This is a genomic window from Halomonas flagellata (assembly GCF_022487945.1).
Taxonomy (GTDB): Bacteria; Pseudomonadota; Gammaproteobacteria; order Pseudomonadales; family Halomonadaceae; genus Halomonas; species Halomonas flagellata.
In genome coordinates this window covers 34892-60322 of the sequence record NZ_JAKVPY010000012.1, presented here as the reverse complement: position 1 = coordinate 60322, position 25431 = coordinate 34892, and the positions used below count along the sequence as shown (strand labels likewise).

Genomic DNA, 25431 nt, shown 5'->3' with positions numbered 1-25431 from the left:
ATCATGCCCGAGACCCGCTCCTCACTGCCCCGGATCGGCCGCTTCGAGTTGCCCAACAGGGTGATCCTGGCGCCCATGGCCGGGGTCACCGACCGCCCCTTCCGGCAGCTCTGCCGTCAGCTGGGGGCGGGCCTGGTGGTGGGGGAGATGGTCACCTCGGACCCGGGCCTGTGGCACACCCGCAAGTCGCGGTTGCGCCTGGACCACCGCGGCGAGCCCGGCCCCCGGGCGGTGCAGATCGCCGGCGGTGACGCCGCCATGCTCGCCGAGGCAGCACGGCTCAATGCCGAACAGGGCGCCGAGATCATCGACATCAACATGGGCTGCCCGGCGAAGAAGGTGTGCAACAAGGCCGCCGGCTCGGCGCTGCTGCGCGACGAGGCGCTGGTGGCCGAGATTCTCGAGGCGGTGGTGGCCGCGGTGGAGGTGCCGGTGACGTTGAAGATTCGCACCGGCTGGTGCGCCGAGAGCAACAACGGAGTGCGTGTGGCCCGGCTCGCCGAGGCCGCTGGCATCCAGGCCCTGGCGGTGCACGGCCGCCACCGCCAGCAGCGCTACTCGGGCGAGGCCGAGTACGACACCATCGCCGGGATCAAGGCCGCGGTGAAGATTCCGGTCTTCGCCAACGGTGATATCGATTCTGCCGAGAAGGCCGCCCGCGTCCTCGACTATACTGGTGCGGATGCAGTCATGATCGGCCGCGGCGCCCAGGGCAATCCCTGGGTCTTCCGCGAGATCGACCACTACCTGCGCCAGGGAGAGCATCTCGCTCCCCCGGCCGACGAGGAGCGCGCCAGTGTCCTGCGCGCCCATCTCGCGGCCCTGCATGATTTCTATGGTGAGCACCTGGGTGTGCGCATCGCACGCAAGCATGTCGGCTGGTACCTGGCCGGTGATGGCCGTCTCGACGAGGCGGACCGACGTGCCCTGCGGGCCACCTTCAATGGCCTGGAGTGCCCGACAGCCCAGTGCCGCTTCATTGACGAACTGTTTCGTCACGACCCTGCCGCGGCCCCGGGCCGCCTGGCCCGGGCCGTGGCATCGGATGGAATCTGTGCCGCATGACCAGCCAAGCCTTTCCCCAGAATCCCGAGCTGTCGGGGCCAGATGACGCCCGACCCTCCCGTGATCTCGCCGGCAGGGCCGCCGGGGACGCCTCCCCGGCCGAGCCGGCGTCGCAGCAGCCGTTGCGCGAAGCCGTGGACGCCGCCATGCGACGCTACTTCGATCATCTGGACGGCGGTGATGTTACCGGGCTCTACGCCATGGTCATGGCCGAGGTCGAATCGCCGCTGCTGGCCTCCGTGCTCGAGCATACCCAGGGCAACCAGACCCGTGCCGCGGAGATGCTCGGCCTCAACCGCGGCACCCTGCGCAAGAAGCTCAAGCAGTATGGCCTGATCTGATGCATGCAGGGAGCCCCGCCGGGCTCCTTCCGCCCTGTCGCCGCCCGCTTCGTGGCCCGCTTTCCGTGACCCGACTTTCCACCCACCCACTGCCAGCCAGAGAGTGACCCCCATGGCCCAATCCTCCTCCGGCGCGGTTCGCCGCGCGCTGATCAGCGTTTCCGACAAGACCGGCATCGTCGATTTCGCCCGCGGTCTCACCGAGCACGGCGTCGAACTGCTCTCCACCGGCGGCACCTTCCGCCTGCTCCAGGAGAACGGCATCAGTGTCACCGAAGTCTCCGAACACACCGGCTTCCCGGAGATCATGGACGGCCGGGTCAAGACCCTTCATCCGAAGATCCACGGCGGCATCCTCGGCCGTCGCGGCCAGGACGATGCGGTGATGGCCGAGCACGGCATCGACCCCATCGACATGGTGGTGGTCAACCTCTACCCCTTCGCCCAGACCGTGGCGAAGCCGGACTGCACCCTGGAAGACGCCATCGAGAACATCGACATCGGCGGCCCCACCATGGTGCGCGCCTGCGCCAAGAACCATGCCCACACCAGCATCGTGGTGGATGCCGACGACTATGCCCGGGTGCTGGACGAGATCGCCTCCGGGAACGGCGCGGTGAGTGACGCCACCCGCTTCGACCTGGCGGTCAAGGCCTTCGAGCACACCGCCGGCTACGACGCCGCCATCGCCGACTACCTGGGCCAACGGGTCCCCGGCGGCGAGGACGGTTTCCCGCGCACCTACAACCTGCAGTTCGTCAAGAAGCAGGCCATGCGCTACGGCGAGAACCCCCACCAGGGCGCGGCCTTCTACGTCGAGGCCGATGCCCGCGAGGCCAGCGTGGCTACCGCGACCCAGCGGCAGGGCAAGGCGCTATCGTTCAACAACGTCGCCGACACCGATGCCGCCTTCGAGTGCGTCAAGGCCTTCACCGAGACCGCCTGCGTGATCGTCAAGCACGCCAACCCCTGTGGCGTGGCGGTGGGGATCACCCCCTGCGAGGCCTACGAAAAGGCCTTCGCCACCGACCCCACCAGCGCCTTCGGCGGCATCATCGCCTTCAACGAACCGCTGGATGCCGAGACGGCCCGGGCCATCATCGACCGCCAGTTCGTCGAGGTGATCATCGCCCCCGGGGTCGAGGACGACGCCCTGCCCATCGTCGCCGAGAAGCCCAATGTGCGCCTGCTCGATGTCGGTGAAGAGCGCTGGCCCGGCAAGCGCGAGCACGCCCACGACTTCAAGCGCGTCACCGGCGGGCTGCTGGTGCAGGACCGCGACCTGGGCATGGTCGGCCGCGACGAGCTGACCGTGGTCACCGAGCGGGTGCCCAGCGAGCAGGAGATGCGCGACCTGGCGTTCGCCTGGAAGGTCGCCAAGTACGTCAAGTCCAACGCCATCGTCTACGCCAAGGCCGGCCAGACCATCGGCGTCGGCGCCGGTCAGATGAGCCGCGTCTACTCGGCGAAGATCGCCGGCATCAAGGCCGCCGACGAGGGCCTCTCGGTGCCCGGTTCGGTGATGGCCAGTGACGCCTTCTTCCCCTTCCGCGACGGCATCGACGCCGCGGCGGCGGCCGGCATCACCGCGGTGATCCAGCCCGGCGGCTCGATGCGCGACCAGGAGGTGATCGATGCCGCCAACGAGGCAGGCATCGCCATGGTGTTTACCGGCATGCGGCATTTCCGGCACTGACACCTGCTGGAAGCAGGGCTATCGCAGATGGCGGTAACGCTCGAGGCTGTTCCGGCGACAGGTCTGCGAGGGGGCGCTGTAAACCCCTCCCTGGGCGCTACCGATTCCATCCATGGAATCGGACCCCCTCTTCGACCTGTCCCCGGCGCCTCTCGCTTTGGGTAACGGCGATTGCCCTGCTGCTGGAAGCTGGAATACAGCCTGATCTCAGTCAGTAGAGAAAACACCCCTGCCGGTAGCCCCGGCAGGGGTGTTTTTCTTCCAGCTTCCAGGCGCGAAGCGCCGCTCTTCGAGCTTCCAGCTCTTACCCCAGGTCGATGCAGAGGTACTTGGTCTCGAGGAACTCATCCAGCCCCTGGTGGCCGCCCTCGCGGCCCAGGCCCGAGGCCTTGACCCCGCCGAAGGGCGCGGCGGCGTTGGAGATCAGCCCGGTGTTGATGCCCACCATGCCGTACTCCAGGGCGTCGGCCACCCGCCAGACGCGGCCCAGGTCGCGGGAGTAGAAGTAGGACGCCAGACCATACTCGGTGTCGTTGGCCATGGCGATGGCATCCTCCTCGTCCTCGAAGGGGAACACCGCCGCCAGCGGACCGAAGGTCTCCTCGTGGGCCACCTTCATGCTGCTGGTGGCGAAGCTGATCAGGGTCGGGGTGAAGAAGTTGCCGCCCAGCGGGTGCGGGTGCCCCCCCAGCAGCAGCTCGGCACCGTGGTCCACGGCATCGTGGACATGCTCGCTGACCTTGGCGACGGCGTTGTCGTCGATCAGCGGCCCGATATTGATGCCGGCCTTGGTGCCATCGCCCACCTTGAGCTCGCTGTTCATGGCCACGGCGAGCTTCTCGCAGAAGGCGTTGACCACGCTGGACTGCACCAGGAAGCGGTTGGTGCAGACACAGGTCTGGCCCGCGTTGCGGAACTTGGCCGCCATGGCCCCTTCCACCGCGGCATCGAGGTCGGCGTCCTCGAAGACGATGAAGGGCGCGTTGCCGCCGAGTTCCAGCGAGATCTTCTGGATATGCTGCGAGGCCTGGGCCATCAGCTGACGCCCCACCTCGGTGGAGCCGGTGAAGGTGATCTTGCGCACCAGCGACGACTCGGTCATGGCGGCGGCGATCTCGCTGGCGCGCCCCGGCACCACGTTGAACACCCCGCGCGGCACGCCGGCGCGCTCGGCCAGCAATGCCAGGGCGGTGGCGGAGAACGGCGTCTGGCTGGCCGGCTTGGCCACCACGGTGCAGCCGGCGGCCAGGGCGGCACCGGCCTTGCGGGTGATCATCGCCGCCGGGAAGTTCCAGGGGGTAATGGCCCCCACCACGCCCACCGGCTGCTTGGTCACCACGATGCGCTGGTGGGGCTTGGCGGCGGGCACGGTCTCGCCGTAGACGCGCCGCGCCTCCTCGGCGAACCAGCGCAGGAAACTCGCCGCATAGGCGATCTCGCCGGCGGCTTCCTTGAGCGGCTTGCCCTGCTCATGGGTCATGATCATGGCCAGGTCGTCCTGATGCTCGAGCATCAGGTCGTGCCACTTCATCAGGATGTCGGCACGCTCCTGGGCGGTGAGCGCCTTCCAGGCCGGCCAGGCCGCATCGGCCGCGGCGATGGCGCGCTCTGTCTCGACCCGCCCCAGGCGCGGCACATTGCCCATGCTCTCGCCGGTGGCCGGGTTGAGCACGTCGATCTGCTCGCCGCTGTCGGCGGCGACCCAACTGCCATCGATATAGGCGAAGGGGCAATAGAGCTGCGTTTCCTTGAGGGCTTCCATGTTCGTCTCCTGCCGCGGTTGCGGCTCGTTGTCGGTTTGCCTTCATGCTAAGCGTAAAGGCCCCGGTGCACCAAGCACCGGGGCCACTCCATTTCGGCAGGGTAGCGCAGCGGGGTCAGCGCGGGCGTCGCGGCTCGCGGGACTCGGAGAGGGTGATGGAGACGGAGTCGGCGAAGCGCAGGGCATGGGGCTTGTCGATCTCGACCTGGGCGGTGAGGACCTGCTCGTGGGCCATGATCAGATCGAGCACCTCGCGGGTCATGCGCTCCAGCAGCAGGAAGCGGTTGTCCTCGACATGGGCGATCACCTGCTTGGTGATGGTGCGGTAGTTCAGCGCCTGCTCGATATGGTTGAAGGCCATCGCCTTGTCGGCGCGATAGCGGATCACCGCATTGATCACCACGTCCTGGCGATTGCGGATCTCGTCGTCCTTGATGCCGATATGGGTACGCAGCCGCAGGTTCTTGAGGCGGATGGTCGCCAGGTCATGGTCGAAGTGCTGATCGTCGATGGCGTGCAGCGTCATGGCAGGACTCCTTGCGTAGCGGGCCTCAGCGGCTGTTGACCAGGGTCAGGAATTCCTGGCGCGTTGGCTGATTGTCGCGGAAGGACCCCAGCATCACCGAGGAGGTCATGCTCGAGTTCTGCTTCTCCACGCCACGCATCATCATGCACAGGTGGCGGGCCTCGATCACCACCGCCACACCGCGGGCCCCGGTGACCTGCTGGACCGCCTCGGCGATCTGGCGGGTCAGGTTCTCCTGGATCTGCATGCGTCGGGCGTACATGTCGACGATGCGGGCGAACTTCGACAGGCCCAGTACACGTCCCTTGGGCAGGTAGGCGATATGGCACTTGCCGATGAAGGGCAGCAGGTGGTGCTCGCACATGGAGTAGAGCTCGATGTCCTTGACCAGCACCATCTCGTCGGTCTCCGACTCGAAGACGGCACCGTTGACGATCTCCTCGAGCGACTGGTTGTAGCCATGATTGAGAAACTGCATGGCCTTGGCGGCCCGCTTCGGGGTGTCGCGCAGGCCCTCCCGCTCGGGATCCTCCCCCAGTTCGAGGATGATCTGGCGATAGTGGTTGGCGAGTTCTTCGGTCATCGTCGGGCCCCGTGGCATTGTCGGTTGTCGTGGTGCACGCCGTCAGTGGTGATGGTCACCGGCCCCGCTGGAGGCCGGTAGCGTCATGCCATGCAGCAAGCCATGTACAAACTCTATACATAGCCAGTCGAGTGTACAATAACGGCACCCACGAACCCTGCATTCTAGCGCAAGGCACAGGCATGCGCAGGCCCCGGCGCCCCTCGGGGTGACAGTATGTCGCGCCGGGAGGGCGCGGCCCTGGCTGCTCGCCCCTGCCCGCTGTGGTAGCATATGCATTTCTTCATGCTGTGCCCCAGTCATCCTCGAGAGCCGACATGATCAAGACCCCCACCCTGCTGCTGGCCACGGCCCTGCTGATTCCCTCCCTGGCGCTCGGCGCCACCCTGGAGCTCCCTGGCGACGCCCGGGTCGAATTCCAGGTCATCGACTCACTGCACCTGAGCGAGGACGAGCCGCGTCACGACGACCTCGCGATGCGGCCGGTCGCCAACGGCAACGGCACCCACCAGTTGCCGGAGTACTGCGTGGCGATCGGCGATGCCCGCCTGGACGGTGAGCGCATCCGCGTCACCGCCAAGGCCCTGACCTGCATCGAGACCGACGGCAGCGACAGCGAGATCTACAGCGGCGAGATCTCGGCCGCCGCCTACGAGGATGACGGCAGCTACGGCGTGGCCGCCTGCGACGAGGGTCGCTGCGTGCTGGAGCCGTCCGAGGGCTTCCTGCTGCAGTTTGCCGAGGCGCTCGCCATCGAGCAGCAGGACAACCCCTCGGCGCAGATCAACGAGCAGCGCCGCCAGGCCGAAGGGGCCGGCGTGGCCAACCCGATTCCCGCCGAGTCGCCGGACCCCGACGACGACTGAGGCCGGCCCCCTCCGCGCCCCGCCACGACGCTCCCCTCGGGGAGCGTCGTGCGTACCGGTGCGGTGAGCGTCACGCCAGCCAGCGGGGCTTCTGCTCCAGCAATTGCCGCTGCTGCTCCAGCATGCGGATATGCCCGTCCCAGTAGCCGGCATCGGCCAGCCAGGGGAAGGCCGGCGGAAAGGCCGGATCATCCCAGCGCGCCACCAGCCAGGCGCTGTGGCGCAACAGGCGCAGGGTGCGAAGCGGCTCCACCAGCGCCAGCTCGCCACGGTCGAAGTCCAGGTGCTGCTCGTAACCCTCGATCACCTCGGAGAGCTGCATCTGGCGCTCCTCGTCGTGCTCGGCGGTGAACAGCATCCACAGGTCCTGTACCGCCGGCGCCATCAGGCAGTCATCGAAATCGACCAGGGCGAAGTGCTCGTCGCGCCCCAGGATATTGCCGATATGGCAGTCGCCATGGACACGGATCGCCCGCTCGGGCTCCCAGGCATGGGGCGCGAGGCGCCGGTGGAGCGCCTCGGTGATCCGCTCGTAGGCCCGGCGCTGACGGCGATCCAGCCAGGCGCTGCCCAGCACCCGCTCGCGGGCCTCGACCACCATGGCGTCCAGGTCCAGGGTCCGGCGGTGGGCGAAGGTCGAGCGCCGGCCCACCTCGTGGACGGCACCGATCAGCTCGCCCAGCACGAACAGGTGGGCGGGGTTCTCGAGCTCCGGGGCCTGACCCGGCAACTGGGGGTAGAGCGCGAAGCGGAAGCCCTCGGCCCGGTGCAGGCTCTCGCCCGCCTCGTTGCGCCAGGGGGCCGCCACCGCCACCCCCGCCGCCTCGAGCTCGGCCAGGAAGTCATGCTCCTCCTGGATCTGGGCATCGCTCCAGCGCTCGGGGCGATAGAACTTCACCACCCAGCGGCGCCGCTCCTCGTCGTGCACCAGGAAGACGCGGTTCTCGTAGCTGTTCAGCGCGAAGGGCTCGCCGGGCAGCCACAGGCCGAGCGACTCCACCGCCGCCACGATCCGGGCGGGCTCCAGGCGGGCGAAGGGATGTGGGATGGTTGCCATGGGCGCTCCGAAGGGGGAAAGAGTGCATCCTATCAGAGGTGGAGGTGCTTCGGGGTGCGGGCCACCGCCCACGCCTCCACCTCCTCGGCGCCGGCCTGGCGACAGGCCGCCGCCAGGGCATCCAGGGTCGCCCCGGTGGTCATGACGTCATCGACCAGCACCACTCGGGGTGGCAGCGCGGTCTCGACCCGGAAGGCGCCACGCAGGTTGGCCCGCCGCTCGCGGCGATCGAGCCCGCGCTGGCTGCGGGTGTCGCGCCGCCGCTCGGCTCGAATCAAGGGCCGCCCCAGCCGCCGCGCCAGGCGACGGGCCAGCCAGCCCGCCTGGTCGAAGCCCCGCTCCCGGGCTCGACGGGGATGCAGCGGCACCGGTATCACCGCCGCGGGCCAGTCCAGCGCCTCGGCCGGCAACCCGGCCGTCAGCAGGTCGAGCAGCACCGCGCCCGCTCGCGGCGAGGCGTGGAACTTGAAGCGCTGCACCAGGCCGGCGATCTCGCCTTCATAGCGCAGCGGGACCCGCGCCCGGTCGAAGGCCGGTGGCAGGCGCAGGCAGAGGCCGCAGCGGCGACCGGCCAGCTGCCCCGGCTGGGGCTCGGCGCAGCACGGGCAGGCCGGCAGGTTCCAGGGCAGGGACGCGAAGCAGGCCCCACACCAGGGGCGGTCACGGCTGTCCGGGGCCAGGCAGAAGGCGCAGCGGCCGGGCAGCGCCCGACGCAGGGCCTCGTCAACCAGGTCGACCCACGCGGTTGACAAGCCGCGTCGAGCCCGTAAGCTGTCCGTCAACCTGGTGATTCCGACAAAGTTGACCATAAGCGAGCCCGCCATGTCCTCCGTGCCGCACGACTCTTTCGCCGACACTCGCGCCGACACCCTGACCCTAGCCGCCCGCCCGGCGGTTCGCCACGATGCACCGCCGCGTCACGACTGGTCCATCGACGAGATCGAGGCGCTCTTCGCCCTGCCCTTCAATGACCTGCTGTTCCAAGCCCAGCAGGTGCACCGCGCCCACTTCGACGCCAACGCCGTGCAGGTCTCCACCCTGCTCTCCATCAAGACCGGCGCCTGCCCCGAGGACTGCAAGTACTGCCCGCAGTCCGGCCACTACAACACCGGGCTCGGCAAGGAGAAGCTGCTGGAGATCGAGAAGGTGGTGGAGCAGGCCCGGGCGGCGAAAGACGCCGGCGCCAGCCGCTTCTGCATGGGCGCGGCCTGGAAGAGCCCGCGCGAGCGCGACCTCGAGGTGGTGCTGGAGATGGTCGGCCGGGTCAAGGCGCTGGGGCTCGAGACCTGCATGACGCTGGGCATGGTCGACACCGACCAGGCCAGGCGCCTGTCCGAGGCCGGGCTCGACTACTACAACCACAACCTCGACACCTCGCCGGAGTACTACGGCGAGATCATCACCACCCGCACCTACGGCGACCGCCTGGAGACCCTGGCCAACGTGCGCGAGGCCGGCATGAAGGTCTGTTCCGGGGGCATCCTGGGCATGGGCGAGGCGCCCCGCGACCGTGCCGCCCTGCTCCAGCAACTGGTGAAGCTCGAGCCGCACCCCGAATCGGTGCCGATCAACATGCTGGTCAAGGTCCCCGGTACCCCGCTGGAGAATGCGGAGGATCTCGATCCCATCGACTTCATCCGCGCCATCGCCGTGGCCCGCATCCTGATGCCGAGGAGCCATGTGCGCCTCTCCGCCGGTCGCGAGCAGATGAACGAATCGACCCAGGCGCTGGCCTTCCTGGCCGGGGCCAACTCGATCTTCTACGGTGATCAGCTGCTGACCACGTCCAACCCCCAGGTGGAGCAGGACCGGGCGCTGTTCGCCAAACTCGGCCTCCACCCGGAACGCCGCGAGACCTGTGCCGACGACGACCGCCAGCGAGAAACGCTGGAGGCCGCCATGGCGCGCCAGGCCGGCCAGGCCCGGGCCGCCGCCCTGGCCTACGACGCCACTGCCACCCCCGAGGCCTGAGGTCCACATGGTGGCACCACGCAGCGACTGGACGACGTGGCTCGCCGAGCGGGCGGGCGAACGCCGGGCCCGCGGGCTGTGGCGCACGCGCCGCTGTCATGCCCTCGAGGGCGTCCTCGACTTCGCCGGCAACGACTACCTGGGCCTGGCCCGGGACCCGCGACTGGCGGAGGCCCAGGCCGCCGGTGCCCGCCGCTTCGGCGCCGGTGCCCGGGCCTCGCACCTGGTCAGCGGCCATCTCGAGGTGCACGAGGCCCTGGAGGAGCGCCTGGCGGCACTGACCGGCCGGCCGGCGGCGCTGCTCTTCTCCACCGGCTACATGGCCAACCTCGGTACCCTCCAGGCACTCTGCGACGGTCGGACCCAGGTCTTCCAGGACCGCCTCAACCACGCCTCGCTGCTCGACGGTGCCACCCTCGCCGGTGCCCGCTCGCGGCGCTTCCACCACCGCGACCTCGAGGATCTCGAACGCCTGCTGGCCCGCGCCCCCGAAGAGGCGCTCCGGCTGGTGGTCAGCGACGGGGTGTTCAGCATGGATGGCGACGTGGCCGACATCGCCGGCCTGGCCGCAACCAGCGAGCGCCACGGCGCCTGGCTGATGATCGACGATGCCCACGGCCTCGGCGTGCTCGGCAGCCACGGCGACGGCTGCGTGGGCCGCGCCCACGGCATCGACCGGGTACCGGTGCTGATCGGCACCCTGGGCAAGGCGCTGGGCACCGGCGGCGCCTTCGTGGCCGGCAGCCGCGAGCTGGTCGCGCACCTGACCCAGTTCGCCCGGCCCTATGTGTACACCACCGCCCAGCCGCCCGGGGTCGCTGCGGCGACGCTCGAGGCGCTCGACATCCTCGCCGCCGAACCCGAGCGCCGCACCCGGCTCGTAGCCCTGGTCGAACGCTTCCGCCGCGAGGCCGGCCGGCTCGGCCTGCCGCTGGCCGACTCCGACACGCCGATCCAGCCGCTGGTACTGGGCGACAGCGAGCGCGTCATGCGCTGGGCCGGGCGCTTGAGCGAGCGCGGACTGCTGGTCGGCGCCATCCGCGAGCCCACCGTCCCCCGCGGCCAGGCGCGGCTGCGCATCACTCTCAGCGCCGCCCACACGGATGCCGACCTCGACGCCCTGCTCGAGGCGCTGGCCGCGCTCCAGGCGGACGCTGACGGCGGCCGGGACGGGGTCGCCCCATGAGCCGCCTGGTGCTGCTCTCCGGCTGGGGCATCGACGCCCGCATCTGGCGCCCGCTCGAGGCCCACTGGCCGGCCGGCCTCGAGGTGACCACCCCCGACTGGCCCGGCTATGGCGCACGCCCGAGCCTCGACGATCCCGCCGACCTCGCCGCCCTGGCCGCGGCCATGGCCGGCGATCTGCCGGCGAATGCCGTCTGGGTCGGCTGGTCGCTGGGCGGCCTGCTCGCCGCCGCCCTCCTCGACCACCTGCCCGCGCCCCGGGCGCTGGTGCAGCTCGGCATGGGGCCGCGCTTCTGCGCCGAGGGCGGCATCCCGCCACGGGAGCTCGCCGCCTTCCGGCGCGCCTTCGCCCGCGACGGCGAGGCCACCCGACAGCACTTCCTGCGCTGGCAGCTGCAGGGCGAGCCTGCCCCGCGAGCCGCCCATCGCCGCCTGCTCGACCTGATCGGTCGGGGGCCGGGGGGCGAGGCCGCCACCCTGGCCGTCGGCCTCGAGCAACTCACCACCCTGGATGTCTCGGCCCGGCTGAACGCCCCGCCATGCCCGGTACGACGTACCGCCGGCGAACGGGACCCGCTGCTCGCTCCTGCGCTGCGGCAGTCCGCCGATCATCGGCTAGCCGGCGCCGGCCACTGCCCGATGGTGTCTCGCCCCGACGCCCTGGCGGCCTGTCTCGCCCGTATCGTCCGGCAGCCGGCCCCGACCGAGGAGCGCCCGTCATGACCGCCTCGACCGCCCGTACTGCGCCGCCCCCGCCCCCGGACTGGCAACGCCGGGTGGCGCACGCCTTCTCCCGCGCCGCCGACCGCTACGAGCGCCTCGCCCACGCCCAGCAGGCCATGGGCGAGGCGCTCTGGGCCCGGCTGCCGGCCCGGGCCGAGCGCGTGCTCGACCTGGGCTGCGGGCCGGGCCACTGGAGCGCCCGCCTGGCGGATCGCTATGGCCCCGACTGCCGGGTGACCGGGCTCGACCTGGCGCCCGGCATGCTCGAGGTAGCCAGGGCTCGCCACGCGGCGAGGGCCCGCTGGCTGTGTGCCGATGCCGCCGCCCTGCCGCTGCCCGCTGCCAGCCTGGACCTGGTGTTCTCCAACCTGGCGATCCAGTGGTGCCCGGACCTGGAAGCCGTGCTCGCCGAACTCCGCCGGGTACTGCGCCCGGGCGGGCGGGCGCTGATCAACACCCTGGGGCCGGGCACCCTGGCCGAGGTGAACGAGGCCTGGTCGCGCCCCGCGCAGCCCGCTGCCCTGCTGGCGTTCCGCTCCCGCGAGCGCCACCTGGCGGCGGCCCGGCTGGCGGACTTTGCCGGCGTCACGGTGGAAGCCGCCACCCGGCGCTTCCACTACCCGGACCTGGCCGCGGTGATGGCCTCGATCAAGGGCGTCGGCGCCCAGCCCCCCCGCGGCGAGCGGCTCACCCGCGCCGACCTCGCCCGCGCCCGGCGACGCTACGAGGCCCTGCGCGAGCCCGATGGCCTGCCCGTTTCCTACCGGCTGCTGACCCTGGTGCTGGAGCGCTGAGATGCCCGCGTATTTCGTCACCGGTACCGACACCGATGCCGGCAAGACCCTGGTCACCGCCGGCCTGCTCGCCCTGGCACGCCGCCGCGGCCTGAGCACCCTGGGGCTCAAGCCCATCGCCTCGGGCTGTGAACGCACCGCGGCGGGGCTGCGCAACGCCGATGCCCTGGCGCTGCAGGCCCAATGTGCGCCGGCCCAGTCCTACGCGGCGATCAACCCCTTCGCCTTCGCCCCTCCCATCGCCCCGCACCTGGCCGCCCGCCGGGCGGGCGTGAGCCTCGGCCTCGACGACCTGATTGCCCCTCTCCGGCCGATGCTCGCCCTCGAGCGCGGCATGACGCTGGTCGAGGGCGCCGGCGGCTGGCGGGTCCCCCTCAACGACCATGAGGATCTCGCGGGCCTCGCCGGGCGTCTCGGGCTGCCGGTGATCCTGGTGGTGGGGCTCAAGCTCGGCTGTCTCAGCCACGCCCGCCTCACGGCCGAGGCGATCGTCGCCGACGGCCTGCCGCTCGCCGGCTGGGTGGGCAACCTGCTCGATCCGGCCTTCGCCGAGGACCCGCCCCTCTACGAGGCCAACCTGGCGACCCTGACGCACCGGCTGCCCGGCCCCTGCCTGGGCGTGATACCACGCCTCGCGGCGCCAGGCCCCGAGACGCTGGCCGAAGCCGCCGCCGACCACCTGGTGCTGCCCGATGGCGATTGACTTGCGAAGGCCCGTCCGTACAATGTGGACGCCTGCCCGACCGTGCGGATGTGGTGGAATTGGTAGACACGCCAGATTTAGGTTCTGGTGCCTTCGGGCGTGGGAGTTCAAGTCTCCCCATCCGCACCATTTCAGTTCCTCGATTTCAAGCACGAATTTCCGACTTCCCCCGCGGAAGCACGGCGCCTTCGCGTGCCCGTCGTTTCGCCCGGCTCACCCGCTCCGCCCCGTCACCATCCTTCCACGGAGGCCCTTATGACGTCCCCCGTCTGGCACCCCTATGCCCATCTCAAGACCCAGCCACCGGCGCCCAAGGTGGTCGGCGGCGAGGGGCCGCGCTTCACCCTGGAGGGAGGCGAGTCGCTGCTCGACGCCACCTGCTCCTGGTGGTGCATGATCCACGGTTACGCCCACCCGCGGCTGGTGGCGGCGATCCGCGAGCAGGCCGGCGAGCTGTGCCACGTGATGCTCGGCGGCCTGACCCACGAGCCCGCCGACCGCCTGGCCCGGGAACTGGTCAGGATCACCCCGGCGGGGCTGAACCACGTCTTCTACTCCGACAGCGGCTCGGTGGGCATGGAAGTGGCGATGAAGATGGCGGTGCAGTACCACCAGCTGCGCGGCAGACCCGGCAAGCACCGCCTGCTCTCGCTGATGAAGGCCTACCACGGCGATACTGCCGGCTGCATGGCGGTGTGCGACCCCGAGGAGGGCATGCACTCGCTGTTTGCCGGCTACCTGCCGAGGCACCACTTCGCCCCGGCGCCCACCGCTCCGTTCGATGCCGAACCGGAAGCGGTCCGGGCCGATCTCGACGCCCTGCGCGCGGTGCTCGAGACTCACCACCACGAGATCGCCGCCCTGCTGATGGAGCCGCTGCTGCAGGCCGCCGGCGGGCTCAACATGACCTCGCCCCACTACCTCAGGGGCGCCCGCGAGCTGTGCGACGAGTTCGACGTGCTGCTGGTGTTCGACGAGGTGGCCACCGGCTTCGGCCGCACGGGGAAGGTGTTCGCCGCCGACCATGCCGACGTGACGCCGGACATCATGGTGCTCTCCAAGGGGCTCACCGGCGGCTATCTCGGCCATGCCGCGACCCTGGCCACGGACCGGGTGCATGACGCCTTCGTCGGTGACAGCCCCGAACACGCCTTTATGCATGGCCCGACCTTCATGGGCAATCCGCTGGCCTGTCGGGTGGCGCTGGAGAGCCTCGCGGTATTCGAGGAGGAAGGCTATCTCGGCCGGATCGCCGGGCTCAATCGCGTGCTGCGCGATGAGCTGCTCGAGGACGCGGCACTCGCCGCACACCCCGCGGTCGAGGACGTGCGGGTGCTCGGCGCCACCGCGGTGATCGAGACCCGCGACGCCGCGGACCTGGCCGGCGTGGGTGACTGGGCGCGGGGACAAGGCGTCTGGTTGCGCCCCATCGGCCGCTGGCTCTACACCATGCCGGCCTATATCACCGACGATACCGACATGCGGCGCATCACCGACGTCATGAAGGGCTGGTTCCTGACACGCTGACCCCGGTCGCTATACCAGCCGGCGCGGGATGGTGACATCCCAGCTGCGGCAGTAGATCCGTCGCTCGCCCTCGTAGGCATCGAGGGTAGCATGGAGCAGGAACTCCCGGGCGTTCGAGGTCAGCACGGTGCGCGTCACCGTGCTGACTTCCCAATCCCCCCGCTTCAGGGAGCGGTCCCAGCGCGTCTCGCCACTGATGGACCCGAAGTCGTCGGCCCAGGAGCGATAGCGCTCCACCGCCCGGGTCTGCACCTCGAGGCCGGAATCCTCCAGCCGCACCCGGCCATTGTCGTTGATCACCTCGAGGGTCGACAGATCCTCGGCCAGGTCACGATGCACATACCAGTTGTGATGCCCGGGCTCGAGACGCGTGGTGGCGATGGTCGGGGCCGCCTCCGGCTCAGCGAACGGGACCAGGCGGGCATCCTCGCCACGCGGCGGGCGCACCGGCAGGTGCAGGGCGCTGCCCTTGTCGAAGATCGTCAACCGCACGCGCTCGGGTGGCGGCCAGGCCAGTGGCCAGTAGGAGGTGGAGATCGACAGGCGCAGCCGATGACCACGGGGGAACACCTGTGCCACGTCGTTGAACGCCACCCTGACGCGGTAGCGGCGACCGGGCTCCAGCGGTGACGGCTCCTCGTGCCCGTCGCGGTGGGTCAGGTTGAGCAGACCGTAGGTCACCCGGGTGGCCTTGTCGTCCGGCGCCACGTCGGAAAGCCGCACCGCCACCATGGCCACGGGTCGATCGGTGGAACACTCCAGCTCCAGTTGTGGTGCCCCCATGATCTCCAGGGTGTCGTCCAGCGGTGGGCTGTCGAAGGTCAGGGCGCCACCGTCTTCCTGGCGCTGGTCGTGGGCCAGGTCGGGCCCCGCGGCATAGGAGCACCACTTGCCGGCGAAGAGGCCGCAGGTCAACGGCGACTGCAGGGTCAGCGCGGTTTCGTCGCCGCGGTCCTTGCCATCGAGCATCAATCGCCCCGGGGCCAGGGGCAGCCGCCAGGGAGTGACATTGGGTGACGGCCAGCATGGCTCCGCCACCCAGCGGCCGGGGCGGTGACCATAGCGGGTGGTCGGTGGCATGCTGTCCTGCATCCAGACGCGGATCGCCGGATCCCCGGCCACCCCCCGCTCCTCACCCCTGAGCCACTGATCCCACCAGCGCAGACACTCCTGCAGGAAGCCGATGGCCGGGCCGGGCTCGCCCAGGTGCGGATACTTGTGGCTCCAGGGGCCGATCAACCCCTTGCAGAGGCCGGGCAGGTTCTCCACCAACCGCTTGACCGCGTTGGAGTAGCCATCCGCCCAGCCACTGGCGGCCAGCACGGGCACCTCCACCCGCGAGAACTCCTCGCAGATGGAGCCGTGCTGCCAGTAGGCATCGCGATGCTGATGTTCGAGCCAGGTCGCCAGCCACAGTCCGCTGCCCTCCAGCCGCTCTTGCCACATCTCGCGCCAGGCATCGCCGACCACCGCCGGATCGGGGGGCAGGGAGTTGTAGGCAAACATGGTGGACGCCCAGGAGAGGTTATCCCCCAGCAGGCAGCCGCCCATGTAGTGAACATCGTCGGCGTAGCGATCATCGGTGGAGCAGACGCTGACCACGGCCTTCAGCTCGGGGGGCCGCCGGGCGGCCAGTTGCAGGCCGTTGAAGCCTCCCCAGGAGATGCCGATCATGCCGATACGGCCGTCGCACCAGGGCTGCGCGGCGAGCCAGCGCAGTATCGCCTCACCATCCGCCAGTTCCTGCTCCAGGTACTCGTCGGTCAGCACGCCGCCGGAATCGCCGCTGCCGCGCAGATCGACACGCACCGCCGCATAGCCGTACCCGGCGAAGTAGTGATGGTGCCTGGCGTCGCGCCGCGCGGAGCCATCCCGCAGCCGGTAGGGAATGTACTCGAGGATGGCCGGTACCGGATGGTCGCTGGCCCCCTCGGGCAACCAGACACGTGCATTGAGCCGAATGCCGTCCGGCATGGGGATCCAGACCGGATCGAGGCACTCGACGCGATGGGGAAAATCGGTCACGACTCTCATCAGGCCCCTCCATCAACCCGGGTGGCTGGCCGCCCCGACACCCCTCGCCGGCTCAGCTCACCTCCTCGTCGGAAAGCGGCGCGATGTCGAACGGCAGCATCTCCACGCACCGCGCGATCCGGGCAAGCAGTTCGTCATGGGTGTCGGCCCCGGTGAACAGCACCCCGAGCTCCCAGGAAAAGGAGTCCTGGTGGAGCAGTTCCGACAACCGCATCCCCTCGCGGACGTTGATCTCGACCGTCGTTCCCGGAAAGACCCGCTCGACGCGCCGGATATCCTCCACCGATGGCACGCGGCATACGATGCCGTCCTCGAAGACACGCAGCATCTGCTTGGCAGCGACGGCGTAAGGCCCCTCCCGATGCGGCATTCGCGGGGCGATCCCCAGTGCCACGTCGACCATCACCTGGAATTGGGGAGCCCCGTCGACCAGCTGGAAGAGCGCCGCATGGGAGCGCGAAATCCGGGTATTGATCTCCAGCAGCCAGAGGCGGTCGCTCTGGGTATCATGATAGAACTCGATGTTGAACGGCGCATCGTCGTAGCCGATCTGCGCGATGATGCGCCGGGTAATGGCAAGCATGTCCTGCTGCACCGGGTCGGGCAGCCGCGAGGGATACTCGTAGCGCAGCAGGACCGAGCGATGCCACGCGTCGCGTATGCTGTCCACCACACCGGTGAGATGGACCTCGCCGTGCTGGACATAGCCCTCCAGGGTGCACTGGCGGCCGGAAGAGATGATGGACTCGGCGATGCAGTGATGGCCGCTCACCGCGGCAATCTCCTCGGGCAGGTCGGCATGCGCCGTGACCTCATCGAAGGGGTTGCCGAAGCGGCCGATTCCCGCGCGGATCAGCGGCAATACCTCCTGCAGTTGCCGGGCATCCTCGACATGGAAGCCGAGGTGGGAAGAGTGGGCCTTCACCGGCTTGATCCAGAAGGGATAGTCGATATGGATCGTCTCGACGGCATGCTCGTCGAAGGGGTCGAACGCCTGGAAGAGCGGAACGCACTCGGGGACCGACTTCTTCTGCTCGAGGCGGCTCCAGTACTTGTGCTCGCACTTCAGAACGGCCTCCAGGGAAGGACCTCGCAGCCCGAGCCGCTGCTGCAACACCGGCACCAGCGCGCTGGTGGGGAAGTCCCAGTAACCGACGATGGCATCCACCGAACCGGGAAACCGCCGGAGCTCCGCCAGGGCGTCTGCCACCAGGCGATCGAACCGGAACTCGTCGGCCTGCACGACCTCATCGAGCGACAGCAAGGCGTGGAACGCATAGTCCTCGGCGTGCTCCAGGTGCCGCAGCAGCCGCCTGCTCAGCTCATCGAACCCGATCACGAACACGTTCCAGGTCATCGCTACACTCCCCCGCCCTCATGAAGCCGGCGACGGGGCGGCCCCCTTCTCGCCACCCCCCGACGCAGCCCCTCACCACAGCATGGTAGCTTCTCGGGGGGAAGGCCTTGATCTCCGACAAGGGGAGATGGCAACGTCGCTGCCGATCGCGCCCTGTTGCCGGTGCACCTCGGCTCGACTACTCTTGCAGGCCCGTCTTCGAGTGACCCGCGACAGCCAGGGGCCGACCATGCCACTCAGCAAGACCCAGTCCAGCTTCTACCGACGCCTCTACGTCGCCCACCTGGTCGACAGCGGCATCACCAGCGTGCCGGCGATCATGGCCGCCACCGGCATGCCACGACGCACGGCCCAGGACACCCTGGGGGCCCTGGCCGAGCTGGACATCGTCTGCGAATTCGAGAAGGACGCCGGCGAGCGGCACAACATCGGCCGCTACGTGATTCGCGACTGGGGGCCCTTCGACCCGAGCTGGATCTCGGCCCACGCCGCTCGTCTCGGCGCCGAACTCGGCTACCCGCCGGCCCCCTGAGCCAGCCGTCGGCTCACCGCCACCGATAGGTGACGCCGCCGATCTCGACTTCCATGATCTCGCCGAACGAGACCATGAAGCCGTTGATGTCACCGGGCGCGCCGTGACTGCCCTGCAGCGCCGTCTCGGGAATGACCTTCACCCCGGTGGCACCGACATGCTGTACCCGAGCCGGGAAACGCCGGCCCTCGTGCTCGACCACCAGCCGCTCGCCGGCCATGCAGCGCTCGACTCGGGCCAGCAGTTCCGCTTCGGTTACCTGCTGCACGCTCATCCGTCACCTCCTCCCTGTCTCGCCCCGTCGCTCGTCATCATCCGATGGACCAGCGAAAGGCCCATGAATTCAACTTTCCTGCCATCCGCCCGGCAGGCGCCATGGCGCCTCTCGCCCCGGCGACCGGCACTGGCCCGATCCAGTGTAGACAGGCCCGGCCGGCCGACTCCAGCGGCGCCATCTGTTACCCTGAGGCTATCCTTCAAGCGACACCCAGGAGGTCTTCCCCATGTCCCTGACCCCCTCGAACATGGCCGAACTCGGCAGCCCCCTGCCGGCCTTTCGCCTTCCCGACCCGCGCGGCGAAGAGGTGGACAGCGCCGACTTCCAGGGCCGGCCCCTGCTGGTGGCCTTCATCTGCAACCACTGCCCCTTCGTCAAGCACGTTGCCGATGCCTTCGCCGACTTCGCCCGGGAGTATGGCGAGCGCGGCCTCGCGGTGGTCGCCATCAACAGCAACGATTTCCACAGCCATCCCGACGACAGCCCCGCGCGCATGATCGAGGAGGCCCGCTCGCGGGGCTACGACTTCCCCTACCTGGTGGACGAGAGCCAGGACGTGGCCCGCGCCTTCGAGGCCGCCTGCACGCCGGACTTCTTCCTCTACGACCGCGACCATCGGCTCGTCTACCGCGGCCAGTTCGACGACAGCCGCCCGGGCAAGGACACCCCGGTGACCGGGACCGACCTGCGTGCCGCCGCCGATGCGGTGCTGGCCGGTCAGGCGCCGGACGCGAGCCAGCAGCCGTCGATGGGCTGCAACATCAAATGGAAGACGGCATGACCCGCAGCCGGCTCCGCAGGTCCGGCCGCGCCCCGTCGCTCGCTCCAGGTGTCAGGGTCAGGCGCGAGGCGCCTGTCAATCGCCCCGGCGGCCGAAGATCCGGTACTCCTCGGGCGTCTGCGTACCCTGCTCGGCCTGGCCGGCATGGTGTTCCATTCGCGAGGCCAAGGTCATGGCGCTGCCCGCGGCCACGCCTTCGAGCGACCGGGCCAGCTCCTCCCTGGCCCGGTCGATTTCCTCATGCAGCTCGGCTTCCATCCCGGGCCGGTAATGGGCCTCCTGGAGCTTGAGCAGCGCGTATTCGCTGCCGACGAACCCCGCGAGGGAGACCGCGGCGGTGGCCGTGCCGATCAGCATGGCCCCGGGGCCGGAGGGCGCCGTGGCCGCGGCCGCCGCGCCGCCCGATGCCAGCGAGCGGGCGGTATTGGCACCGAGCCGGGCCAGCAGGCTGCGCACCGCCATCCGGCTGCCCTGCAGGGCGGCTCCGCTCCCCAGCCGCTGAGCCAGGGCGCGGCCCGCCACCAGGCCGATGCCGGCACCGCCCAGGGTGGCGGTGCCCCAGCGCGAGGCGTCCAGGCTGTCATCAAAGGCCTGCCGTAGCACCAGGTCGAGATCGAGGGCATGGACGGGGCCTTCACCCTCCTCCGCCGGCGCCACCTGCCGCGGCGCGTACTCCCGGTACAGGCGCTGGGCGACGCCCTGCATCAGCCCCTCTTGCACCCGGGCCAGGCGTTGCGGGTAGTCCGCCTCCAGCTCGGCCAGGGCCTGCTCGACCCCGCTGGCGGCGACCAGGCGCTCGTGGCGCTGCGTATCCAGCCAACCGTCCTGCTCGCCGGCCACCGCCATCCCCAGCCGCAGGTAGCTGCCGGACAGCGAGTAGTACCAGTCGAGATAGCCCGGCACCGCCGCCTCGAGCGGCGCGAAGGCCGCCTCCAGTCGCTTGTCGACCCAGGGCCGCATCCCGGCCGCCACGTCCTGCTGCAGTCGTGCGGCGAGCCGGTCCAGGTCCCGGCCGAACTCGGCGTGGGTCTCGGCATCGAGCAGCAGGGACTCGCCGTTCACCACCACCCGGAACAGCGGTGCGTCGGCACGGTCCTGCAACAGGCGGTGGCCGAGGTCGAGCAGCAGCATCAGAGCCACGACCGCCAGCAGGGAGGCGGCCCAGCGTCGCCAGCCGCTCGGCGACGGCCGGGCCGTGACTGGCGTGTACCGGGTAGGGTTCACGATGACTCCCCCTCGCCACGCGAACGCGACGCCACTGGAGCGGACCGGCGGCCCTCCCGGCGCAGCGCATCGGCGCCGATCAGCAGGCGGACATAGGCCCAGGCGAAGGCGCTCTGGGTCAGCAGCAACAGCAGCCAGCCCAGCAGCGCCAGGGGCGCGCCGAGCCGCAGGCTCTCCACGGCGTTCTGCATGGCCCAGTACTGGGTGATCTCCACCGCACTGCCCAATCGCTCGAAGAAGCCGAGCAGCGAGGCCGCGTCGCGCCCCTGCAGGTGCCGCAGCAGCGCCTCTTCCCAGCCCAGGCCGATCAGGTAGGGCTGGGGCAGCCAGAGGGCCGCGACCACCAGCGCCAGGCCCAGCAGGCCGGCCGCGGGCACCACCACCAGGCGCCGGGTCACCGCCGGGAGATGGTCGCCGATGACATGCCGCGCCAGGCGGCGACGCAGGCCATTGCGCAGCACCACCAGCCCGACCACCGCGAGCAGCAGCAGCGGCCAGTCGACCCAGGCCAGCAGGCGCATCTTCACCAGCAGCAGCAGTGCCAGGCAGGCGCCCAGCAACTGGTGACGGGCCACCATCAGCGCCCCGCCGCGCAGCCAGCGGTGCCAGGGCGAATCGTCACGCAGGTACTGGTCCAGCCAGGCACGGCGACGCAGCCGGGCGGCCTCCAGGCTGCCGGCGGCGATCAGCTGGGTGACCAGCACCCAGGCCGGCAGGAACAGCAGACCGGCGAGCCGGTCCCCCAGCAGCGACCAGAACAGCACCACCAGCACCGCCAGGGCCAGATGTGCGTGGCTCCACGCGAGCGCTCTCCACCCCCTGCTCTGCCCTTCAGGCATCGACGGGCCTCCACCCACGGCTCACCAAAGGATTCCGGCAGACGGCGCGGCAACGTCAACACCGCATGCGCGCCTGCTCCCCCTTCGAACCTACCACGGCATCGGCGTGCCATCACCGGGAGATGGCGATGTGTCCCGCTTCCCTGCGGCGCAGGCTATAGTGCAGCTCGGAGGCGGGCACATTTGCCTGCCTAGCAGCGCGGACAGGCAATAGCACGGAGGAGAGCCGAATGATCGACGAGACGGACATGCAGCACCTGAGGCACTGCGTGGCCCTGGCGGAAGAGGCCCTGGAGACCGGGGACGAGCCCTTCGGCTCGGTGCTGGTCGGCGCCGACGGCACGGTGCTGGCCGAGGACCACAATCGTACCGCCAGCGGCGACAGCACCCGCCACCCGGAATTCGCCCTGGCCCGCTGGGCCGCCGAGCACCTCACCCCCGAGCAGCGAGCCGCCGCCACCGTCTACACCTCCGGCGAGCACTGCCCGATGTGCGCCGCCGCACATGGCTGGGTCGGCCTGGGCCGCATCGTCTACGCCAGCTCGGCGGCACAGTTCGTCGGCTGGCTGGAGGAGTTCGGCACGCCCCCGCCGCCGGTACGCCCCCTGCCGATCCGGGAGGTCGTTCCCGGCCTGGAGGTCGAGGGACCGGTGCCCGGGCTGGACCAGCAGGTGCGCGAGCTCCATCGGCGCAAGTACGCTGCGTGACGGGACGCGCACCGCAGTCAGTCGTCGTGTCGACGCACGGTCAGATCTCGAAGCCGCGGCCGAAGTCTTCGCTGGAGAGCGCCATCAACGAGCCGGCGCCGGCCTGGATCATGGCGGCGTGGGCGCGGGTGCGCGGCAGCAGGCGCTGGAAGTAGAAGCGCACGGTGTCGAGCTTGGCCCGGTAGAAGTCGGCATCGTCGCTGCCGGCGGCGAGCGCCTCCCTGGCCTGCTTCGCCGCCCGGGCGAACAGGTAGGCCAGGATCACGTAGCCGGCGTACATCAGGTAGTCGACGCTGGCCGCACCCACTTCCTCGCGATCCTGGATCGCCTTCATGCCCACCCCCATGGTCAGCTCGCCCCACTCGGCGTTGAGCACCGCCAGCGGCTTCACGAACTCGGCCAGCTCGCCATTGTCCTCCTCGGCCTGGCAGAACTTGTGTATCTCCCGGGTGAAGAGCTTGAGGCTCTCGCCCTGGCTCATCAGTACCTTGCGGCCCAGCAGGTCGAGGGCCTGGATGCCGGTGGTGCCCTCGTAGAGGCGGGTGATGCGCGCATCGCGCACCAGCTGCTCCATGCCCCACTCCTGGATGAAGCCGTGCCCACCAAAGACTTGAACACCTTCATTCGTCGCCTCGAAGCCGACCTCGGTGAGGAAGGCCTTGACGATGGGGGTCAGCAGGCCCAGCAGGGTCTCGGCCCGTTCGCGCTCGGCGGCGTCCTGGCCATGCTCGACGATGTCCAGCATCTGGGCGGTGTAGAGCACCAGCATCCGGCCGCCCTCGGCGAAGGCCTTCTGGGTCAGCAGCATGCGGCGCACGTCCGGGTGGACGATGATCGGGTCGGCGGGCTTCTCGGGGGCCTGGGGGCCATCCAGCGCGCGCATCTGCAACCGGTCGCGGGCATAGGCCAGGGCGTTCTGGAAGCTCGCCTCGGCCAGGCCCAGGCCCTGGATGCCGACGCCCAGGCGGGCGGCGTTCATCATGGTGAACATGCAGGCCAGGCCCTTGTTGGGCGGGCCGACCAGGAACCCCCTGGCGGCGTCGAAGTTCATCACGCAGGTGGCGTTGCCGTGGATGCCCATCTTGTGCTCCAGCGAGCCGCAGGCCACGCCGTTGCGCTCGCCGGGCTCACCCGTCTCGGTCGGCAGATATTTGGGCACCACGAATAGCGAGATGCCCTTCGAGCCCTCCGGGGCGTCCGGCAGCTTGGCCAGCACCAGGTGGATGATGTTCTCGGCCAGGTCGTGCTCGCCGGCGGAGATAAAGATCTTCGTCCCGGTCACGGCATGGCTGCCGTCGTCACTGGGCACCGCACGGGTCTTGATCAGGCCCAGGTCGGTGCCGCAGTGTGGCTCGGTCAGGCACATGGTGCCGGTCCACACGCCTTCCACCAGCTTGGTCAGGTAGGTGGCCCGCTGCTCCTCGGTACCGTGGTGGCGCAGGGCATCGGCGGCGCCGTGGGAGAGCCCCGGGTACATCCCCCATGCGAGGTTGGTGGCGCAGATCATCTCCGAGAGCACCATGGCCAGCGAGTGCGGCAGCCCCTGCCCGCCGTGCTCGGGGTCGGCGGCCAGGCTCGGCCAGCCGCCCTCCACGTACTGCTGGTACGCCTCCCTGAAGCCCTTGGGCGCCTTGACCTCGCCACCCTCCAGCTGGCAACCCTCCCGGTCACCGCTCTGGTTCAGCGGCAGCAGCACTTCGCGGGCGAAGCGCGCGCCCTCCTCGAGGATGGCGGCGACCACGTCGGGCGAGGCCTCCTCGCCGCCGGGCAGGCGGGCGTAGTGGGCCGGGTAGTCCAGCATCTCGTCCATCACGAAGCGCAGGTCGCGCAGGGGGGCCTGATAGTCGGGCATCTCTACTCTCCACAAAAGGTCGCCTGGAGTCGGGTGAGTGAGAGCGGCGCCGGCCGCTTTCAAACATGTGTTTGAAATTACGCCCACGGAGCAAGCTAGTCAAGCGTTCGTTTCAGTGTCGAGACGAAAGAAGGAAGAGCGGCGCTTCGCGGCTGGAAGAGGGAAGAAGAACCCCTATCCTCACCTCCCTCTTCCCTCTTCCCTCTTAAAGCTTACAGCCTAAGGTTTCTAGCTCCCGGTGGAGCCGGGTCATTGCATGCGAATGCCGCCGTCCAGGCGGATCACCTCGCCGTTGAGCATGGGGTTGGTGACGATCTGTTCGGCCAGGCGGGCGAACTCGTCGGGCTTGCCCAACCGCTTGGGGAAGGGCACGGCGGCGGCCAGGGCCTGGGCGGCCTCGTCGGGAATCTCGCTCATCATCGGCGTCTCGAACACCCCGGGGGCGATGGCCATCACCCGGATGCCATGGCGCGAGAGTTCCCGGGCCGCTGGCAGGCTCATGCCCACCACCCCGGCCTTGGAGGCGCTGTAGGCGCACTGCCCCACCTGGCCATCGAAGGCGGCAATCGAGGCGGTGTTGACGATCACCCCGCGCTCGCCGTCCTCGCCGGGGGCATTCTTCGCCATGGCCGCGGCGGCCAGGCGCATCACGTTGAAGGTGCCCACCAGGTTGATCTGGATGGTGTGGGCGTAGGCATCGAGGTCGGCGGGATTGCCCTCGCGGTCGACCAGCTTGGCCACGCTGACCACGCCGGCGCAGTGGATCACCCCGGCGAGGCCGCGGCCGCCGCTCAGTGCGACCGCGACATCGATGGCCGCCTGGATGTCGTCGCCCGAGGTGACGTCGCCGCGCACCGCCCGGGCGGCGTCGCCGAGCGTCGCGGCGTGGGCCTCGACGGCGTCGCTCAGGTCGCAGAGCACCACTCGAGCGCCACCGGCGACCAGGCGCTCGGCGGTGGCCGCCCCCAGCCCGGAGGCGGCACCGGTGATCAGGAAGGTGTTGTCCTTCACTTGCATGTTGATGTCCTC

The 25431-nt window shown here is 69.8% G+C and carries 25 protein-coding genes and 1 tRNA gene; 14 read left to right on the top strand and 12 right to left on the bottom strand.

All coding sequences use genetic code 11. The features are described 5' to 3' along the window. The first annotated feature begins 3 nt into the window (after nucleotides 1–3). From dusB to purH, 3 genes are all read left to right on the top strand, one after another. Nucleotides 4–1065 (top strand): tRNA dihydrouridine synthase DusB, encoded by a 1062-nt coding sequence (gene dusB, locus MKP05_RS11570; RefSeq protein ID WP_110283778.1) that lies wholly within the window; start codon nucleotides 4–6, stop codon nucleotides 1063–1065. Next, entirely contained in the window at nucleotides 1062–1406 is a 345-nt protein-coding gene (gene fis / locus MKP05_RS11565) for a DNA-binding transcriptional regulator Fis (RefSeq protein ID WP_240568417.1), read from the top strand. Before dusB ends, fis begins: the two co-directional genes overlap by 4 nt. A gap of 112 nt (nucleotides 1407–1518) precedes the next feature. Further along, nucleotides 1519–3102 (top strand): bifunctional phosphoribosylaminoimidazolecarboxamide formyltransferase/IMP cyclohydrolase, encoded by a 1584-nt coding sequence (purH, locus tag MKP05_RS11560; RefSeq protein WP_240568416.1) that lies wholly within the window; start codon nucleotides 1519–1521, stop codon nucleotides 3100–3102. Between the two features lie 304 nt (nucleotides 3103–3406). Here purH and MKP05_RS11555 read toward each other — a convergent pair whose 3' ends face one another. The 3 genes from MKP05_RS11555 to folE form a co-directional block, all read right to left on the bottom strand. Further along, complete coding sequence (locus MKP05_RS11555; protein WP_110283774.1) at nucleotides 3407–4864, bottom strand: NAD-dependent succinate-semialdehyde dehydrogenase; 1458 nt, start codon at nucleotides 4862–4864, stop codon at nucleotides 3407–3409. Between the two features lie 115 nt (nucleotides 4865–4979). Then, nucleotides 4980–5390, bottom strand: a complete 411-nt coding sequence (gene folX / locus MKP05_RS11550) for a dihydroneopterin triphosphate 2'-epimerase (protein WP_110283773.1) — start codon at nucleotides 5388–5390, stop codon at nucleotides 4980–4982. 25 nt (nucleotides 5391–5415) lie between these two features. After that, nucleotides 5416–5973 carry a GTP cyclohydrolase I FolE gene (folE, locus tag MKP05_RS11545; RefSeq protein ID WP_110283772.1) on the bottom strand — a complete coding sequence of 186 codons (558 nt, stop codon included), beginning with the start codon at nucleotides 5971–5973 and terminating at the stop codon, nucleotides 5416–5418. Between the two features lie 317 nt (nucleotides 5974–6290). Here folE and MKP05_RS11540 point away from each other — a divergent pair, with 317 nt between their 5' ends. Next, entirely contained in the window at nucleotides 6291–6839 is a 549-nt protein-coding gene (locus MKP05_RS11540) for a hypothetical protein (protein WP_240568415.1), read from the top strand. A gap of 70 nt (nucleotides 6840–6909) precedes the next feature. On the opposite strand, the gene MKP05_RS11535 is transcribed toward MKP05_RS11540, so the two are convergent. After that, nucleotides 6910–7896: a serine/threonine protein kinase gene (locus tag MKP05_RS11535; protein ID WP_240568414.1), complete on the bottom strand. Its 987-nt coding sequence runs from the start codon at nucleotides 7894–7896 to the stop codon at nucleotides 6910–6912. A gap of 32 nt (nucleotides 7897–7928) precedes the next feature. Continuing rightward, on the bottom strand, nucleotides 7929–8648 hold the full coding sequence (locus tag MKP05_RS11530) for a ComFC family protein (protein ID WP_240568413.1): 720 nt from the start codon (nucleotides 8646–8648) through the stop codon (nucleotides 7929–7931). A gap of 70 nt (nucleotides 8649–8718) precedes the next feature. On the opposite strand from MKP05_RS11530, the gene bioB reads away from it, so the two are divergent. From bioB to bioA, 7 genes are all read left to right on the top strand, one after another. Further along, nucleotides 8719–9867: a biotin synthase BioB gene (bioB, locus tag MKP05_RS11525; protein ID WP_240568412.1), complete on the top strand. Its 1149-nt coding sequence runs from the start codon at nucleotides 8719–8721 to the stop codon at nucleotides 9865–9867. 7 nt (nucleotides 9868–9874) lie between these two features. After that, the gene (bioF, locus tag MKP05_RS11520) at nucleotides 9875–11053 is read left to right on the top strand and encodes an 8-amino-7-oxononanoate synthase (RefSeq protein ID WP_240568411.1); all 1179 of its coding nucleotides are present in this window, start codon (nucleotides 9875–9877) and stop codon (nucleotides 11051–11053) included. After that, nucleotides 11050–11775, top strand: a complete 726-nt coding sequence (locus tag MKP05_RS11515) for an alpha/beta fold hydrolase (protein WP_240568410.1) — start codon at nucleotides 11050–11052, stop codon at nucleotides 11773–11775. Before bioF ends, MKP05_RS11515 begins: the two co-directional genes overlap by 4 nt. After that, on the top strand, nucleotides 11772–12569 hold the full coding sequence (locus MKP05_RS11510) for a methyltransferase domain-containing protein (protein ID WP_240568409.1): 798 nt from the start codon (nucleotides 11772–11774) through the stop codon (nucleotides 12567–12569). Before MKP05_RS11515 ends, MKP05_RS11510 begins: the two co-directional genes overlap by 4 nt. A gap of 1 nt (nucleotide 12570) precedes the next feature. After that, nucleotides 12571–13272, top strand: a complete 702-nt coding sequence (gene bioD / locus MKP05_RS11505; RefSeq protein ID WP_240568408.1) for a dethiobiotin synthase — start codon at nucleotides 12571–12573, stop codon at nucleotides 13270–13272. Between the two features lie 44 nt (nucleotides 13273–13316). Further along, nucleotides 13317–13401 (top strand) — tRNA-Leu (locus MKP05_RS11500). A gap of 126 nt (nucleotides 13402–13527) precedes the next feature. Further along, complete coding sequence (bioA, locus tag MKP05_RS11495; protein WP_110283764.1) at nucleotides 13528–14799, top strand: adenosylmethionine--8-amino-7-oxononanoate transaminase; 1272 nt, start codon at nucleotides 13528–13530, stop codon at nucleotides 14797–14799. A 9-nt stretch (nucleotides 14800–14808) separates the two neighbouring features. Here the strand turns inward: bioA and MKP05_RS11490 are convergent, their stop codons facing one another. Then, entirely contained in the window at nucleotides 14809–16833 is a 2025-nt protein-coding gene (locus MKP05_RS11490; RefSeq protein WP_240568407.1) for a CocE/NonD family hydrolase, read from the bottom strand. 52 nt (nucleotides 16834–16885) lie between these two features. Then, a complete protein-coding gene (locus tag MKP05_RS11485; protein WP_240568406.1) occupies nucleotides 16886–18190 on the bottom strand; it encodes an ATP-grasp domain-containing protein in 1305 nt (434 codons plus the stop codon). Between the two features lie 229 nt (nucleotides 18191–18419). On the opposite strand from MKP05_RS11485, the gene MKP05_RS11480 reads away from it, so the two are divergent. Then, complete coding sequence (locus MKP05_RS11480) at nucleotides 18420–18722, top strand: winged helix-turn-helix domain-containing protein (protein WP_240568405.1); 303 nt, start codon at nucleotides 18420–18422, stop codon at nucleotides 18720–18722. Between the two features lie 13 nt (nucleotides 18723–18735). Here the strand turns inward: MKP05_RS11480 and MKP05_RS11475 are convergent, their stop codons facing one another. Next, complete coding sequence (locus MKP05_RS11475) at nucleotides 18736–18996, bottom strand: hypothetical protein (RefSeq protein WP_110283760.1); 261 nt, start codon at nucleotides 18994–18996, stop codon at nucleotides 18736–18738. A 229-nt stretch (nucleotides 18997–19225) separates the two neighbouring features. On the opposite strand from MKP05_RS11475, the gene MKP05_RS11470 reads away from it, so the two are divergent. After that, the gene (locus MKP05_RS11470; protein ID WP_240568404.1) at nucleotides 19226–19780 is read left to right on the top strand and encodes a thioredoxin family protein; all 555 of its coding nucleotides are present in this window, start codon (nucleotides 19226–19228) and stop codon (nucleotides 19778–19780) included. Between the two features lie 75 nt (nucleotides 19781–19855). Here MKP05_RS11470 and MKP05_RS11465 read toward each other — a convergent pair whose 3' ends face one another. Both MKP05_RS11465 and MKP05_RS11460 read right to left on the bottom strand, forming a co-directional pair. Then, the gene (locus MKP05_RS11465) at nucleotides 19856–21004 is read right to left on the bottom strand and encodes a hypothetical protein (RefSeq protein WP_240568403.1); all 1149 of its coding nucleotides are present in this window, start codon (nucleotides 21002–21004) and stop codon (nucleotides 19856–19858) included. Further along, on the bottom strand, nucleotides 21001–21843 hold the full coding sequence (locus MKP05_RS11460; RefSeq protein WP_240568402.1) for a hypothetical protein: 843 nt from the start codon (nucleotides 21841–21843) through the stop codon (nucleotides 21001–21003). The genes MKP05_RS11465 and MKP05_RS11460 overlap by 4 nt, the downstream gene beginning before the upstream one ends. Nucleotides 21844–22073: 230 nt before the next feature. Here MKP05_RS11460 and MKP05_RS11455 point away from each other — a divergent pair, with 230 nt between their 5' ends. Continuing rightward, complete coding sequence (locus tag MKP05_RS11455) at nucleotides 22074–22550, top strand: nucleoside deaminase (RefSeq protein WP_110283756.1); 477 nt, start codon at nucleotides 22074–22076, stop codon at nucleotides 22548–22550. 40 nt (nucleotides 22551–22590) lie between these two features. Here the strand turns inward: MKP05_RS11455 and MKP05_RS11450 are convergent, their stop codons facing one another. Then, nucleotides 22591–24402 (bottom strand): acyl-CoA dehydrogenase C-terminal domain-containing protein, encoded by a 1812-nt coding sequence (locus MKP05_RS11450; RefSeq protein ID WP_240568401.1) that lies wholly within the window; start codon nucleotides 24400–24402, stop codon nucleotides 22591–22593. Nucleotides 24403–24651: 249 nt separating this feature from the next. Continuing rightward, complete coding sequence (locus MKP05_RS11445) at nucleotides 24652–25419, bottom strand: SDR family NAD(P)-dependent oxidoreductase (protein ID WP_240568400.1); 768 nt, start codon at nucleotides 25417–25419, stop codon at nucleotides 24652–24654. Nucleotides 25420–25431 lie beyond the last annotated feature (12 nt).

Excerpts from the sequence above, each read along its gene's own strand:
- dusB (WP_110283778.1), top strand. The coding sequence starts at position 4 with ATGCCCGAGACCCGCTCCTCACTGCCCCGGATCGGCCGCTTCGAGTTG.
- fis (WP_240568417.1), top strand. The coding sequence starts at position 1,062 with ATGACCAGCCAAGCCTTTCCCCAGAATCCCGAGCTGTCGGGGCCAGAT.
- purH (WP_240568416.1), top strand. The coding sequence starts at position 1,519 with ATGGCCCAATCCTCCTCCGGCGCGGTTCGCCGCGCGCTGATCAGCGTT.
- MKP05_RS11555 (WP_110283774.1), bottom strand. The coding sequence starts at position 4,864 with ATGGAAGCCCTCAAGGAAACGCAGCTCTATTGCCCCTTCGCCTATATC.
- folX (WP_110283773.1), bottom strand. The coding sequence starts at position 5,390 with ATGACGCTGCACGCCATCGACGATCAGCACTTCGACCATGACCTGGCG.
- folE (WP_110283772.1), bottom strand. The coding sequence starts at position 5,973 with ATGACCGAAGAACTCGCCAACCACTATCGCCAGATCATCCTCGAACTG.
- MKP05_RS11540 (WP_240568415.1), top strand. The coding sequence starts at position 6,291 with ATGATCAAGACCCCCACCCTGCTGCTGGCCACGGCCCTGCTGATTCCC.
- MKP05_RS11535 (WP_240568414.1), bottom strand. The coding sequence starts at position 7,896 with ATGGCAACCATCCCACATCCCTTCGCCCGCCTGGAGCCCGCCCGGATC.
- bioB (WP_240568412.1), top strand. The coding sequence starts at position 8,719 with ATGTCCTCCGTGCCGCACGACTCTTTCGCCGACACTCGCGCCGACACC.
- bioF (WP_240568411.1), top strand. The coding sequence starts at position 9,875 with ATGGTGGCACCACGCAGCGACTGGACGACGTGGCTCGCCGAGCGGGCG.
- MKP05_RS11515 (WP_240568410.1), top strand. The coding sequence starts at position 11,050 with ATGAGCCGCCTGGTGCTGCTCTCCGGCTGGGGCATCGACGCCCGCATC.
- MKP05_RS11510 (WP_240568409.1), top strand. The coding sequence starts at position 11,772 with ATGACCGCCTCGACCGCCCGTACTGCGCCGCCCCCGCCCCCGGACTGG.
- bioD (WP_240568408.1), top strand. The coding sequence starts at position 12,571 with ATGCCCGCGTATTTCGTCACCGGTACCGACACCGATGCCGGCAAGACC.
- bioA (WP_110283764.1), top strand. The coding sequence starts at position 13,528 with ATGACGTCCCCCGTCTGGCACCCCTATGCCCATCTCAAGACCCAGCCA.
- MKP05_RS11490 (WP_240568407.1), bottom strand. The coding sequence starts at position 16,833 with ATGAGAGTCGTGACCGATTTTCCCCATCGCGTCGAGTGCCTCGATCCG.
- MKP05_RS11485 (WP_240568406.1), bottom strand. The coding sequence starts at position 18,190 with ATGACCTGGAACGTGTTCGTGATCGGGTTCGATGAGCTGAGCAGGCGG.
- MKP05_RS11480 (WP_240568405.1), top strand. The coding sequence starts at position 18,420 with ATGCCACTCAGCAAGACCCAGTCCAGCTTCTACCGACGCCTCTACGTC.
- MKP05_RS11475 (WP_110283760.1), bottom strand. The coding sequence starts at position 18,996 with ATGAGCGTGCAGCAGGTAACCGAAGCGGAACTGCTGGCCCGAGTCGAG.
- MKP05_RS11470 (WP_240568404.1), top strand. The coding sequence starts at position 19,226 with ATGTCCCTGACCCCCTCGAACATGGCCGAACTCGGCAGCCCCCTGCCG.
- MKP05_RS11460 (WP_240568402.1), bottom strand. The coding sequence starts at position 21,843 with ATGCCTGAAGGGCAGAGCAGGGGGTGGAGAGCGCTCGCGTGGAGCCAC.
- MKP05_RS11455 (WP_110283756.1), top strand. The coding sequence starts at position 22,074 with ATGATCGACGAGACGGACATGCAGCACCTGAGGCACTGCGTGGCCCTG.
- MKP05_RS11450 (WP_240568401.1), bottom strand. The coding sequence starts at position 24,402 with ATGCCCGACTATCAGGCCCCCCTGCGCGACCTGCGCTTCGTGATGGAC.
- MKP05_RS11445 (WP_240568400.1), bottom strand. The coding sequence starts at position 25,419 with ATGCAAGTGAAGGACAACACCTTCCTGATCACCGGTGCCGCCTCCGGG.